This window comes from Kribbella sp. NBC_01245 (assembly GCF_036226525.1).
Taxonomy (GTDB): domain Bacteria; phylum Actinomycetota; class Actinomycetes; order Propionibacteriales; family Kribbellaceae; genus Kribbella.
In genome coordinates this window covers 8,359,017-8,371,706 of sequence record NZ_CP108487.1, presented here as the reverse complement: position 1 = coordinate 8,371,706, position 12,690 = coordinate 8,359,017, and the positions used below count along the sequence as shown (strand labels likewise).

Annotated in this window: 12 protein-coding genes; 3 read left to right on the top strand and 9 right to left on the bottom strand. The window is 67.5% G+C overall.

The annotated features are described in order from the left end of the window. Positions 1 to 25: 25 nt before the first annotated feature. On the top strand, positions 26 to 2,248 hold the full coding sequence (glgB, locus tag OG394_RS38575; RefSeq protein WP_328992292.1) for a 1,4-alpha-glucan branching protein GlgB: 2,223 nt from the start codon (positions 26 to 28) through the stop codon (positions 2,246 to 2,248). 3 nt (positions 2,249 to 2,251) lie between these two features. Here the strand turns inward: glgB and OG394_RS38570 are convergent, their stop codons facing one another. Together OG394_RS38570 and OG394_RS38565 are read right to left on the bottom strand one after the other, a co-directional pair. Then, positions 2,252 to 3,538, bottom strand: a complete 1,287-nt coding sequence (locus OG394_RS38570; RefSeq protein ID WP_328992291.1) for a hypothetical protein — start codon at positions 3,536 to 3,538, stop codon at positions 2,252 to 2,254. 81 nt (positions 3,539 to 3,619) lie between these two features. Then, positions 3,620 to 4,936 carry a hypothetical protein gene (locus OG394_RS38565; protein WP_328992290.1) on the bottom strand — a complete coding sequence of 439 codons (1,317 nt, stop codon included), beginning with the start codon at positions 4,934 to 4,936 and terminating at the stop codon, positions 3,620 to 3,622. Positions 4,937 to 5,040: 104 nt separating this feature from the next. On the opposite strand from OG394_RS38565, the gene OG394_RS38560 reads away from it, so the two are divergent. Then, complete coding sequence (locus OG394_RS38560) at positions 5,041 to 6,066, top strand: NUDIX hydrolase (protein WP_328992289.1); 1,026 nt, start codon at positions 5,041 to 5,043, stop codon at positions 6,064 to 6,066. 6 nt (positions 6,067 to 6,072) lie between these two features. On the opposite strand, the gene OG394_RS38555 is transcribed toward OG394_RS38560, so the two are convergent. The 5 genes from OG394_RS38555 to OG394_RS38535 all read right to left on the bottom strand — a co-directional run bounded on the left by OG394_RS38555 (position 6,073) and on the right by OG394_RS38535 (position 10,100). Continuing rightward, positions 6,073 to 6,480 carry a DUF4870 domain-containing protein gene (locus tag OG394_RS38555; RefSeq protein ID WP_328992288.1) on the bottom strand — a complete coding sequence of 136 codons (408 nt, stop codon included), beginning with the start codon at positions 6,478 to 6,480 and terminating at the stop codon, positions 6,073 to 6,075. After that, a complete protein-coding gene (locus OG394_RS38550) occupies positions 6,477 to 7,703 on the bottom strand; it encodes an RNA polymerase sigma factor (RefSeq protein ID WP_328992287.1) in 1,227 nt (408 codons plus the stop codon). The genes OG394_RS38555 and OG394_RS38550 overlap by 4 nt, the downstream gene beginning before the upstream one ends. Further along, positions 7,703 to 8,068, bottom strand: coding sequence for a YciI family protein (locus OG394_RS38545; RefSeq protein ID WP_328992286.1), 366 nt, complete (start codon positions 8,066 to 8,068; stop codon positions 7,703 to 7,705). The genes OG394_RS38550 and OG394_RS38545 overlap by 1 nt, the downstream gene beginning before the upstream one ends. Before the next feature lie 81 nt (positions 8,069 to 8,149). Then, positions 8,150 to 8,476, bottom strand: coding sequence for a YciI family protein (locus tag OG394_RS38540; RefSeq protein WP_328992285.1), 327 nt, complete (start codon positions 8,474 to 8,476; stop codon positions 8,150 to 8,152). Between the two features lie 649 nt (positions 8,477 to 9,125). Beyond that, entirely contained in the window at positions 9,126 to 10,100 is a 975-nt protein-coding gene (locus OG394_RS38535; protein ID WP_328992283.1) for an SMP-30/gluconolactonase/LRE family protein, read from the bottom strand. Between the two features lie 94 nt (positions 10,101 to 10,194). Here OG394_RS38535 and OG394_RS38530 point away from each other — a divergent pair, with 94 nt between their 5' ends. Then, the gene (locus tag OG394_RS38530; protein ID WP_328992281.1) at positions 10,195 to 10,650 is read left to right on the top strand and encodes a MarR family winged helix-turn-helix transcriptional regulator; all 456 of its coding nucleotides are present in this window, start codon (positions 10,195 to 10,197) and stop codon (positions 10,648 to 10,650) included. On the opposite strand, the gene OG394_RS38525 is transcribed toward OG394_RS38530, so the two are convergent. Both OG394_RS38525 and OG394_RS38520 read right to left on the bottom strand, forming a co-directional pair. Continuing rightward, on the bottom strand, positions 10,588 to 11,475 hold the full coding sequence (locus OG394_RS38525) for an NAD(P)-dependent oxidoreductase (protein WP_328992280.1): 888 nt from the start codon (positions 11,473 to 11,475) through the stop codon (positions 10,588 to 10,590). The genes OG394_RS38530 and OG394_RS38525 overlap by 63 nt on opposite strands. Continuing rightward, a complete protein-coding gene (locus OG394_RS38520; RefSeq protein ID WP_328992279.1) occupies positions 11,472 to 12,674 on the bottom strand; it encodes a hypothetical protein in 1,203 nt (400 codons plus the stop codon). The genes OG394_RS38525 and OG394_RS38520 overlap by 4 nt, the downstream gene beginning before the upstream one ends. Positions 12,675 to 12,690 lie beyond the last annotated feature (16 nt).

Genomic DNA, 12,690 nt, shown 5'->3' with positions numbered 1-12,690 from the left:
ACAGCTATCGGGCAGGATGGGGTTCATGGAATCGAGCGAGCGTCAGATCACTCCCGTACCGGTCGACAGTGGTCAGCTCGAACGACTTGTCAGTGGGACCAATCACGACCCGCATCAGGTGCTCGGTCCGCACCTCGGCGAGGAGTCCGTGACGTTGCGGGTGCTCCGGCCGTTCGCCAAGAGTGTCGCCGCTGTGGTAGACGGGCAGCGGACCGAGCTTGAGCACGAGTTCGACGGCATCTGGGTGGGCGTGCTGAATACGCCGACCGTGCCGGACTATCGGCTAGAGGTGGCGTACGGCGATGCTCCCGCGCAGGAGGTCGACGACCCGTACCGCTATCTCCCGTCGTTAGGCGAGATGGACCTGCACCTCATCGGTGAAGGACGGCACGAGCAGCTCTGGAGTGTGCTGGGCGCGCATGTGCGGCGCTACGAGGGTCCGACCGGCGTCGTGACCGGGACTTCGTTCGCGGTCTGGGCGCCGAATGCGCAGGGCGTGCGAATCACCGCCGACTTCAACTTCTGGGATGGCCGGGCGCATCCGATGCGCTCGATGGGCTCGTCTGGCGTGTGGGAGCTGTTCGTCCCGGGCGTCGGATCCGGCACGCGCTACAAGTACGACATCTGCGGGCGGGATGGCGTCTGGCGGCAGAAGGCCGACCCGATGGCCAACTTGGCCGAGACTCCCCCGGCGAACGCGTCGGTCGTGTTCGAGTCGACGTACGAGTGGAAAGACGACGAATGGCTGGCGAAACGGGCCAGCTCGCAGGCTTATGCCGAGCCGATGAGCGTGTACGAGTTGCACCTCGGGTCGTGGCGTAAGGGCCGGTCGTACACCGATCTCGCCACCGAACTGGTCGACTACGTGAGCGAGATGGGGTTCACGCACGTCGAGTTGATGCCGGTGATGGAGCACCCGTTCGGCGGTTCGTGGGGGTACCAGGTCACGTCGTACTTCGCGCCGACCTCGCGGTTCGGGAATCCCGACGACTTCCGGTTCCTGGTCGATGCGCTGCACCAGGCCGGTATCGGCGTGATCGTGGACTGGGTGCCCGCGCATTTCCCGAAGGACGCTTGGGCGCTGGCGCGATTCGACGGCACCCCGCTGTACGAGCACCCGGATCCGCGCCGCGGCGAACAACCGGACTGGGGCACGCTGGTCTTCGACTTCGGCCGGCCACAGGTGCGCAACTTCCTGGTCGCGAATGCGCTCTACTGGGCGGAGGAGTTCCACATCGACGGCCTGCGGGTCGACGCGGTGGCCTCGATGCTGTACCTCGACTACTCCCGCAGTGAAGGCCAGTGGGTACCGAACCAGTTCGGCGGCCGGGAGAACCTCGAGGCCGTCTCGTTCCTGCAGGAGATGAACGCCACGATCTACCGGCGCGTGCCGGGCGTCGTGACGATCGCCGAGGAGTCGACCTCTTGGCCGGGCGTCACCCGGGCCACGCATCTGGGCGGTCTCGGCTTCGGGTTCAAGTGGAACATGGGCTGGATGAACGACTCGCTCCGCTATCTGGAGCATGACCCGATCCACCGGCAGTACCACCACCACGAGCTGACGTTCTCGATGATGTACGCCTACTCGGAGAACTTCGTGCTGCCGCTCTCGCACGACGAGGTGGTGCACGGTAAGGGTTCGCTGCTGCGCAAGATGCCGGGCGATCGGTGGAAGCAGCTCGCCAACCTCCGGGCGTACCTGTCGATGATGTGGGCCCACCCGGGTAAGCAACTGCTGTTCATGGGCTGCGAGTTCGGCCAGGAGTCGGAGTGGTCCGAGAAGGGCGAGCTCGACTGGTGGCTGCTGGACCACAGCGACCACCAGGGCATGCAGCGGCTGGTCAAGGACCTGAACGGGATCTACCGCGCCAACGACGCGTTGTGGGGCACCGATCACGACCCGGAGCGCTTCTCCTGGATCGACGCGAATGATGCCGCCAACAACGTTTTCTCGTTCGTGCGGTTCAGCCCGAACGGCTCGGCCATCGCGTGCGTGGTGAACTACTCGGCCGTGCCGCACTACGGGTACCGGCTGGGTCTGCCGTTCGAGGGCCACTGGACCGAGGTGCTGAACTCGGACGCCCAGGAGTACGGCGGTTCCGGGGTCGGCAACCTCGGTGGCGTCACCGCCGGCGGTCCGGAGTGGCACGGGATGGCCAGCAGCGCCGAGCTTTCCGTACCCCCGCTCGGCGCCGTCTGGCTCAGCTACACCCCCGCTTCGACCACCCCGACGATCGACGAGGGCTAAGGGTTAACGCACGGTCAGGTAGAACGGCGAGCTGAAGGCAGCGCCGACGGTCAGGCCCGAACCGGTCTTGACCGCGGGGCTGTACCAGCGGAACGCCGTGAGGCCGCGACGCTTCCAGGTGATGGCAACCGCGCCCTTACCGGCGGAAAGCGTCTTGTAGGTAACGCCGGACCACACACCCGTCGTGCTCTTAGCCTGCAACAGCGCGCGCTGACTGCCACCGGGAACAACGGCCAGGTACGCCGTCGCGGGCTTGCCGTAGACGACCGAGGTGCTCAGGAATTTCGCCGAGAGCACCCGAGTCGTCGCGACGATCGTGCGCACGCCACCGGCTACGCCGTACTCGAGCCTGTTGGCACCGGCGTAGTTCGGCACGACCACCCGGTACTGCCGAGTCCCCGGGTTGGTGACCTGGTAGCTGAAGCGACCCATGGCATCGGCCTTGGTGGTCCCCACGACGCCCCAGGCACTCGCGCTGTCCTTGCGAGCCTGGACGACGACGATCCCGCCCGTCGGCTCGGTCTGCTCGACACCGCAATCCCCATTCCACGGCGCGTAGTACTGGTGGTTCCGCAAGACGTACCCGCTGATGGTGAAGACCTGCCCGTACGGCGACGTGGTCGGCGCCGACGTCTTGAGAGCGCTCGTCGTGATGCCATAGCCGAGGTAGCCGGCGTCGAACTCAGGCACGCCCCACTCGTTGGCGGTGTTGATCCACAGGCTGCTCGGCGCGCCGGGTGAGGGCAGCTTGAAGGACGGCGAGGTCGAGGTCGCGAACAGCGTGTCCCCGCAATCGGTCTTGAGCCTCGGCGTGAAGCGCAGCGGCACGGACACATCCAGCGGGTCACCCGGCGTCAGGTCGGCCTCCTGCTCGACCTTGGTGGTCCCCTGTACGGCGTTGGCGGCGCCGAAGGTCACCGACGACGGAACGCCGCGCGGCACGTACGAGTCGAACTTCACGGACGTGGCCTTCGCGCCGGCCGAGTCGGTGACCGTGATCTGCGAGATCACCGCCGGATCGTAAGTGGCGCCGAACTTGGCCACCGGCACGGTCAGCTCGTTCGGCGCGCCGGCCGCGGTGCTGCCAAGAGTCTGGGGGCCGAAGGCGGCGGTCAGCACCACCGTGTCGGCGAGCGGGGAGGTCCAGGTGATCTTGACCGCCGAGTGAGCGGCGTCGGCCCACGCGAGCTTGACGTCGCTCACGGCGGCCGGGGTGGCAAAGGCGGGAGCAAGGTTCGCGGCCGCGATGGCGGACAGCACGCCCGCCACGGCGATGGAACGCTTCTTCATGTATTGGTTTCCCTCGTGGTCGATGACCGATCGGTACATTTCCTACGATGCAGAGCGCCTTTCAAAAGTTGCGCCTAGCGCTTACCGAACGGTCAGGTAGAAGGGTCCGGTGAACACGGCACCGACGCTCAGGCCAGTGCTGGTCGTCGTCGCCGGGCTGTACCAGCGGAACGCTGTGAGTCCGCGACGCCGCCAGGTGAAGGTGGCATACCCCTTGCCCGCGGTCAGCGTCTTGTAGGTCACGCCCGCCCACACGCCCGACGTGTTCTTGGCCTGCAGCAGCGCACGCTGGCTGCGGCCCGGAGCAACGGCCAGGTACGCCGTCGCCGGCTGGCCATAGCTCACCACCGAGGTCAGGAACTTGGCCGAGAGCACCTGGGTCGTCGCCTTGACCGTTCGCGTCCCGCTGATCACACCGAAGTCGATCGAGTTGGAAGTCCGGATGGTCGGCACAACAGCCCGGTACTGCCGGGTGCCCGGATTGGTCACCTTGAAGGAGTAGACACCTCTGGACGGGTACGGGCTGCCCGCGCCGCTCACGGTCACGGTCTTGGTGGATCCGACCAGGGCCCACGCGGATCCGCTGTCCTTACGGGCCTGGATCAGCACGGTTCGCGGGTCCGGCGAAGTCCGTTCAACGCCGCAGTTGCCCTGTTCGAAGGTGTAGAACTCCTGCAACTGATAGACGACACCAGTCAGCGTGAAGACCTGGCGGTACGTCGTTGAGGTCGGCGCCGTGGTGCTGATCAGCGCCTTCGGCAGGTCGAACCCGGTGTACCCCTCGTCCACGCGTGGCGCCGGCCATTCGTTGGCCGTATCGATCCACATCAGGGCCGGAACGCTCGGAACCGGCACAGTGAAGGACGGCGAGGCCGAGGTCGCATACCTCTGCCGGACACAGTCGATCAGCAGATCCGGCGTGTACCGGAGCGGCACGGAGACATCCAGCGGGTCACCCGGCGTGGTGTCGGCGTTGTTCTCGACGGTACCCGTGCCCTGCAGCGTGTTACCGGCGCCGACCACGACGTTGGTCGGCCGCGCCCGCGGCACGTACTGGTCGAACGGCACCGACGACGCCGTGGCGCCACCCGAATCCGTGACCACGATCTGGCTGCTCCGCGCGGCGTCGTGGGTGGGGTAGAACTTGCTCACCGGCACGATCAGCTGGTCCGTGGCACCCGCGGCGGTGGAACCGAGCGGAATCGGGCCGTACTGCGTGGTCAGCTCGACGGTGTCGGCCAACGGGGAGGTCCAGGTGATCTTGACCGACGAGTGGGTGGCGTCAGACCAGGCCACCTTGACGTTGCTTACAGCGCTTGGCGCGGCCGAAGCCGGCGCCAGGTGGGCCGCTGTCAGGGCCGACAGCAGGCAGGCCACCGCGATCGAATACTTCTTCATGGTTCTCCTCGATCCAGTTATAGATCACGATGCACACCAGACCGGCAAAGTTGCGAGGCCAGACACCCGGCGACCCCTTACCGACGCTGGGGTAGCGTTCGGGCGTGACCGCCGTACCGCCGCAGCCGACCCTGACCGATGGCGAGATCACGCTGCGCCCGTGGCGTGAGGACGATATCGACATCGCGCACGGCCTGGCCGATGACGAGATCTCGCGCTGGTTCGACTTCGAGGGCCTGCCGCCCCGGGAGGGCCTCGCGGACGCGGTCGAGCGCTGGCACCGGCTGTACGACGAGAACCGGTCCACGGTGAACTTTGTGATCGAGCTCGAGGGCGAGACCGGGCCGGCCGGCAACGTCGAGGTCCGGCAGACCGCGCCCGGGGTCGGCGAGCTGTCCTGGACGACGTACGAGCCGTATCGCGGCCGCCGGATCGCGCCTCGCGCCGTCCGGATGCTCACGGTGTACGCCTTCGGTGAGCTCGGGCTCGACCGGGTTCACGCCGAGGTGGACGCCGAGAACCGGGCCTCGATCGCAGTGGCCGTCCGTGCCGGCTTGAGGCGCGAGGGACGTCTACGCGGCTCGGCGACCCTCCAAGGCGCCAGGCGCGACATGCTGGTCTTCGGCCTGCAGAAGGACGACCCGGCGCCGGACACGCTCCCCGGCTGGACTGCCCAGATGGACACGCTGCTGCCGAAGAAACGCGTCATCGCGCACGTGGTCGTCCGGGACACCGCCAACCGGATTCTGCTCTGCACCACCGGCTTCAAGCGCGACCTGGAACTCCCGGGCGGCGTGGTCGAGCCGAACGAGGACCCGGCCGCCGGCGCCCGTCGCGAGGTGGTGGAAGAACTCGGCATGGAACTACCCGTCGGCCAGGTCGTCGCGATCGACTGGCTGCCGCCGTGGCAGGGCTGGGGCGACGCGATCGAGATCCTGTACGACGGCGGCGTGCATCCGCCCGAGCTGCTCGAACAGCTCCAGCCGGACGGCCGGGAGATCCTCAAGGCCGACTGGTACAACGCCGAAGACCTCAAAGGCCTCGTATCACCCCTGAACGAACGACGCCTTCCGCGCGTACTGGCCGAGCCGAACCGCCTGCACCAACTCCGCGACGGCAACCCGGAGTAATACCCGTCAGTGCACCAAGCGGATCGTCAGCGGGTACCGGTACTCGCGGCCGTCGGCTGCCGCGATCGTCGCGAGGATGATGAAGACGAGCGCGACAACGGCGACCACGGCCGCGACGGGAATGACGACGATCGCGCCGAGCCCGAACGTCACGATCGACAGGATGACGCCCACCGCGCTGTAGATCAGCAGGCTGATCTGGAAGTTCAGCGAGTCCAGCGCATGCCGCCGGACGAACTCCGACCGCTCGCGGAAGATCAGCCAGATCACCAGCGGACAGAGAAAGCCCATCGCCAGCCAGGCGGCGACCAGCGTGCCGATATGCGAGGCGAGGGCCCAGTTCCGCTCCTCGGACGCGGACAGCGGCCGGGGTGGAACAGGACCGGCACCAGGACCGGGAGGACCGTAGCTCATGGCGAAAGTGAAGCACGCCGGCGGAGCAGGAACCGCCGTTCCGCCTCGTTCGCGGTGAGATCGATAGCCTCCTGGTACGCGGCTGCCGCCTCCTCCGCACGCCCCAGCCGATTCAGTACGTCGGCCCGCGTCGCCGGCAGATAGGCGTACGCCTTCAGCGCAGGCGAGGACGCCAGCCCATCGAGTTCGGCCAAGACCGCGACCAGATCCGCATCCGGCACCAGGCTGCGCGCGGCCGCCCGGTTGAGCGCGACGATCGGGGTGGGCCAGAGCGCCATCATCGCGTCGTACATCCGAACCACGGCAGGCCAATCCGTCTCCTGCCACGACCGGGCGGTGACGTGCAGTCCCGCGACGGCCGCCTGCAACGCGAAGCGCCCTTGGCCGGCATTCAACGCAGCCGTTGCGCGGGCGATGCCTTCCGCCAGCAAACGCGCATCCCAGCGGGAGCGGTTCTGGTCGGCCAGCAATACCAGCTCGCCGTCCTCGCTAACTCGCGCATCACCACGCGCCTCGGTCATCAGCAACAACCCGAGCAAGGCCTGCGGCTCGGGCTCGGCCGGCATCAGGCGGACCAGCATGCGAGCGAGGTCGATCGCGCGCCCGGTCAGATCGGCCCGGGTCAGATCGGGCCCGGCGGCGACATGGCCGGCGGTGTAAACGAGATGCACCACGGTGAGTACGGCGTCCAGGCGCTCGGGGAGTTCGGCGTCGGCCGGGATGCGATACGGGATGCCCGCGGCGCTGATCTTCTTTTTGGCCCGGGTGATCCGCGCGGCCACGGTCGGCTCCGGCACCAGCAGACCGGCGGCCACCTCGCGCGTGGTCAGACCGCAGATCAGCCGCAGGGTCAACGCGATCTGGGACTCGCGCGCCAGGGCCGGGTGACAACAGGTGAAGACGAGCCGGAGCGGATCGGTTGGGCGCTCACCATCCGGATCGGGGTCGGCGTCCTCGATCAGCATCGGCAACTTGCGGCGCAACGTTGTCTCGCGCCGCAGCCGATCCAGGGCCAGCCGCCGCGCGACGGTGGTCAGCCAGGCGGCCGGGTTGTCCGGGATGCCGTCGGGCCAGGTCCGCAGCGCCTGGACGAAGGCGTCCTGCGCACAGTCCTCGGCCAGATCGATGTCCCGGGTGAGCCGCACGGTCGAGGCCAGCACCGCGGACCAGTGCCCGCGGTGCGCCTCGTCCACCAAGCGCGCGACATCCCGCGCGCCGGGCATCACTCCGGCGGGGTCTCGCTCGACGTGTCCATCACCGGGCGGACCTCGATGTTGCCCGACGGGCAGAGCTTGGCCAGCTCGAGCGCCTGCTCCATGTCGCGGCACTCGATCAGGTAGAAGCCGCCGAGCGCCTCCTTGGTCTCGATGAACGGACCATCGGTGACCAGCGCGTTTCCGTCCGGCTGCCGCACGGTCGTCGCCGTCGACGAGCGCTCCAGGGCGGCACCACCGGTGATGCTGGCTCCCGCCGCCTCCACCGCCGCCGAGAAATCGTTGTGCAACTTCATCGTGCTCTCCCACTGCTCGGGAGTGATCTGGTCGTACCACTCCTCCGAGTCGAACAGCATGAACATGTATTGCGCCATGACTGGCTCCCTCTCTCGGGTCTTCTGACATCTTCCCGACGAACGACCATCAGGGGAATCGACAACACACCCGAACTAGTTTTATAGCGTCGGCCGTACTTCGACCGCGGGCGACGGACAGACCTTCGCCAGCGCGAGTGCCGCGTCCAGATCGGCGCACTCGATCACGTAGAACCCGCCCAGCACGTCCGAAGACGGCAAGTAGGGCCCATCCGTCACCACGCCGTCCGCGACCGTGGTCGCGGTGGTGATCTTGGCCAGCCCCTCACCACTGACCACCTCAGCCCCGGCCGCCTTGACCGCCGCGGCGAACTGCTCATGCGCCCGCATCGCGTCCTGCCACTCCTGCTCGGACGCCTGATCCATCCAATCCGCCGCCTCATACAACGAGAACATGTACTTACCCATCGACCACTCCTCCGCATCGGGAAACCTGACGCCTATCCGACGAACAAGCAACGGCCAGATCGACAGACCAGACCTTTTGGCCTGCGCTCAGACCTTTTGGGCTGCGCTCAGACCTTTTGGGCTGCGCTCAGACCTTTTGGGCTGCGTTGATTGGTCTGTATCCGCTCGCCCATTCCGCGGCGGGTCGATTGGTCACCGGCGTAGGCGGGCGGATTCGGACGAATCAACGCTAATCGCTTGCCAGGTACGGACTTCGGCCCGGGTTGTGTTGGTTGCACCCGTCCCCTGAGCTCTTCCGAATTGTCAGGTGGACCCGGTCCGCGTCAAGGGTTTCATCGGCTAGCGCCGACGCATGCGCGCCCTTGACCCGGCCCGGGTCCACCAAGTACGGCGGGCTATCTCAGGGGACGGGTGAGGTATGACCGGGTCGGACGTCTCCCGTTGTGTCGGCGCCCGCGCGTCCCGCAAGCCGTCGCGCGGACCGGACGTGGAGGGGGTTCGCGTGCCAACTCCTGGGTTCGCGTGCCGAATAGACCGAATTCGGGGCGCTTCCCGAGCGGACTGGACGTTTTCCGGGCCGAAAAACGTCCAGTCCGCTCAGGAAGCTGCGCGCGGTCGTCAATGCGCGTCGGGGCGTCGGAACGAGAGGTCAGACTCGGCGCAGGGTGAATTCGTCCGACGGAGTGCCCGCCAGGAGTAGATCCAGATTGCCCGACACCACATAGCCGCCGTACGGCGTGAGGGCGATCGTGGTCGGCGCCTTCACCGGCCACGGCGTACGACGGACAGCGCGAGCGGTGCGGAAGCCGTCGGCGCTACGCAATACCGTGACGGCCTCGACTCCCGACGGAGCGGCGAGGTGGTTCGTCACGACGTACAGGCCATTCCGGCCAAAGGCGAGGCCGTCGGCACCGGCAAGGGACTGGCCGGTCGGGACCTCGCGGAAGTGGCCGGCGGTGGTGATGCGGAAGAGCTGGCCGGTGTCGTACCGCATGGCCAGGAGATACCCGGCGGGGTGCCAGGCGATCCCGTTCAGGCCGATCGTCGGGCTGGCGAGCTGGGCGTCGCGGACGAGCACCGAGGCCTTGCCGGCCACCGTGATCCGGTAGACAGCATCACCTGCGGGGTCGGTGACGTAGGCGTTGCCCAGGGCATCGATCGCCAGGTCGTTGGCGGCGTGGCGGCCGCCGTTCGGGTTGAGCTGTGCGGTGTTGAGGTCGACTCGGTGCAAGAGCCGGCCGGTGCGCAGGTCGTAGATGCCGACGCCCGAGCGCGTGAACGCCGTCTCCGGGGTGGATCGGTCCGCCACGCCCATATCGCCGTACGTCACGAGGACGCGGCTGCGGCGAGCGTCGACGTGGATGCCGAACGTCGAGATCAGGTGCGGGTCCGAGACCAGGGTGCGGGTGCGACCGGCTCGGTCGACGACGGAGACCGTGCCGTGCGTGATCGAGCTGACCAGGAACGCCTGCCGGGTGGGATCCCACGCGATGCCCTCGGGGTGGAGCCGCGGCGAAGTGGTTTGGATGACCGCCGGCATCGACGAAGCGACGACCTCAGCTTTGGCCTCAGCGGCGGCCGGAGAAGGAGCGAGAAGGGTCGAGACCAGGACGACAACGGTCATGAGTGACCGGAGAACCATAAGACCTCCCATAGTGACAAGAAGGCTGAGAGTAATCAGAGCACTGATGGTTGTCAATCGTCATACAATCGAGCTCATGCGGATGTCATTCGAGGAGCGCATCGGGGGTCACCTCAAGCGCGTCGAGCAGGAATTGGTCGTAGCGAAGGCGGCCGCGGTCAAGCCCGCCGGCGTGACCGTCGCGCAGTATGCGGCGCTTTTTGTGCTCGAGGAGCAGCCCGGCATCTCCGGCGCGGAGCTCGCGCGGCGGTGTCTGGTCACGCCGCAGACGATGACGACGATCCTGCGCAATCTCGAGGCGGGCGACCTGATCGAGCGCACGCCGCATCCGTTCCACCGGCACGTGATCGAGACCCGGCTGACGCCCGCCGGGCAGCAGGCGCTCGACGCCGCCGACAAGAGGGCGACGAAGGTGGAGCGGGCCCTCGCGGCGGAGTTCGACGCCGACGAGAGGGCCACGCTGCTGGCGCTACTCGGTCGCTGCAGTGCCGTTCTGGCCGCGGCCCGAGAGGGCTTCGACGCCGAGGAGTAGGGCCGAGTGGTCCAGGTCGCCGAGGCCGCGAGCGCGAGCGGAGGCCATCAGCTGGGCGACCAGCGCGCCGAGCGGGATGACCACGCCGGCGTCGCGGGCGGAGTCGGTGACGATGCCGAGATCCTTGTGGTGCAGGTCGATCCGGAAGCCGGGCGCGAACTCGTGCGCGATCATGCCTGCCGCCTTGCGATCGAGGATGCGGTTCCCGGCGAGACCGCCCGCGAGCACCTCGACGGCCGGCTCGAGGTCGACCGAATGGGCGTCCAGGAAGGTCAGGGCCTCGGCGACGAGTTCGATGGTGCCGGCCACGATCAGCTGGTTGGCGGCCTTCACGGTCTGGCCAGAACCGGCCGGGCCGACGTGCACGACGGTTTTGCCGACGGTCTCCAGGATCGGACGGGCCGCCGCCACGTCATCCGCCGCACCGCCGACCATGATCGACAGCGTCGCCTCGATCGCGCCTTGCTCGCCGCCGCTGACTGGCGCATCGAGCACCCCTACGCCGACGTCGGCGCCGGCCGCGGCGATCGACCGAGCCGTGGCTGGCGAGATGCTGCTCATGTCGATCAGGAGTGCGCCCGGTGCGGCTGATGCGAGAACGCCGTCGGAACCGAGGACGACGGACGAGACGTCCGGGGAATCGGGCAGCATCGTGATGATCACCTCGGCGTCCTGGACCGCCTCGGCGACCGACGAGGCCAGCTCCCCTTCATAGCCCGGACGCGGACTGCGGTTGTAGGCGCGGACGTCGTACCCGGCGGCGAGCAGGTTAGTTGCCATCGGCAACCCCATGATGCCGAGACCGATGAAGGCGATACGTGTCACTGGGTGTTCTCCAAACTCAGGACGTCGAGGGTCTCCCGGAGCGGACCGGGCGGGACGAAGTGACCGAAGGTGTCGTTGGCGAAGAAGGTCACGCCGTCGATGAGGGCGGACTCGGCCGCGAGCACCTCGCGTTGATAGGCGTAGGTGCGACGATCGTCCAGGTGGGTGCGATACCAGTACCAGGGATCGACGAAATCGAGGCCGAGCAGCACCCGCGGGCCGTTCAGCGCGGCCTTACTGCGCAGGTTCGGCACGATCTCGGTGCGTTCCACCAGTACGGCGAAAGTGGAGACGATGATCGCGTCGAGCGTGCCGTAGCAGGTGTCGGTCATTCCCCACACCGTGCGCTCGACCTCGGCCCGCCAGTACGTGTCCATCCAGTAGAGCGCCCGGTCGCCGAGTTGCTTGCGCATGGCAACGAAGAACCGCTCGATCCCCTGCGCCCTTGACGGAGTCAACGGAGGTGCCTGGGCGGGATCCCAGAATCCGACCAGGCCGAACTGGTTGCCCAGCAGGATGCCGTCCAGGCCGAAATCCTCAACGAATGCGGCTGTTTGGGCGGCTACGAAATCTCCCGCGAGCAGCCCGGCCGGAATCCCCGTTGGATAGGCGGCGTATTGATGGGGGTCGGCAGCTAGCGGCAAAGTCACGTCGATGACGCCCGGGATGATGTGGCCGCCGGCGTCTGCTGCTGCTGAGGCGACCTCCGGATGGCGCGAGGTCTTCCAGATGCTGTGGCAGAACTCGGGCCCGGGTTCCAAATACTCGAGCAGCCGTACGTCGACCCCGCGGCGGGCGGCGACGGTACGGATGGCGGCGTAGATCCCGGCGAGGACGCGGTAGTCCATCGGCTGTTCCGAAAGCGTGAACATCGGGCCGGCCGAATACGGGTTGGCCGAGCGCTCACCGCCTTCGCGGACGCGGTTGAGCCAGTCCGCGTTGTGCCGCCGGGTCGTCGCTCCCGCGGTCTCCCCCGGTACGGCGGCGAAGCAGTTGTACCGGGCCCAGTCGAACACGTCGTCGCGATGCGAAGGCCCGGCGTAGTTCAGCACGTGGTCGCCGTTCGACGCGCATAACACGATCGTGAGCGCGGTCCCCCAGTCGCGGTGATGCTCGAAGAACGCCTCGATCGCTGGCAACGGATCGGTCAGATCATCGAAGATCTTCGGCGTGATCCACAGACAGACCTCGGCCGTCATCCGGTGGCCTCGGCCG

Excerpts from the sequence above, each read along its gene's own strand:
- OG394_RS38545 (WP_328992286.1), bottom strand. The coding sequence starts at position 8,068 with ATGGCGCAATACATGTTCATGCTGTTCGACTCGGAGGAGTGGTACGAC.
- OG394_RS38570 (WP_328992291.1), bottom strand. The coding sequence starts at position 3,538 with ATGAAGAAGCGTTCCATCGCCGTGGCGGGCGTGCTGTCCGCCATCGCG.
- OG394_RS38550 (WP_328992287.1), bottom strand. The coding sequence starts at position 7,703 with ATGCCCGGCGCGCGGGATGTCGCGCGCTTGGTGGACGAGGCGCACCGC.
- OG394_RS38565 (WP_328992290.1), bottom strand. The coding sequence starts at position 4,936 with ATGAAGAAGTATTCGATCGCGGTGGCCTGCCTGCTGTCGGCCCTGACA.
- OG394_RS38555 (WP_328992288.1), bottom strand. The coding sequence starts at position 6,480 with ATGAGCTACGGTCCTCCCGGTCCTGGTGCCGGTCCTGTTCCACCCCGG.
- glgB (WP_328992292.1), top strand. The coding sequence starts at position 26 with ATGGAATCGAGCGAGCGTCAGATCACTCCCGTACCGGTCGACAGTGGT.
- OG394_RS38535 (WP_328992283.1), bottom strand. The coding sequence starts at position 10,100 with ATGACCGTTGTCGTCCTGGTCTCGACCCTTCTCGCTCCTTCTCCGGCC.
- OG394_RS38540 (WP_328992285.1), bottom strand. The coding sequence starts at position 8,476 with ATGGGTAAGTACATGTTCTCGTTGTATGAGGCGGCGGATTGGATGGAT.
- OG394_RS38530 (WP_328992281.1), top strand. The coding sequence starts at position 10,195 with ATGCGGATGTCATTCGAGGAGCGCATCGGGGGTCACCTCAAGCGCGTC.
- OG394_RS38520 (WP_328992279.1), bottom strand. The coding sequence starts at position 12,674 with ATGACGGCCGAGGTCTGTCTGTGGATCACGCCGAAGATCTTCGATGAT.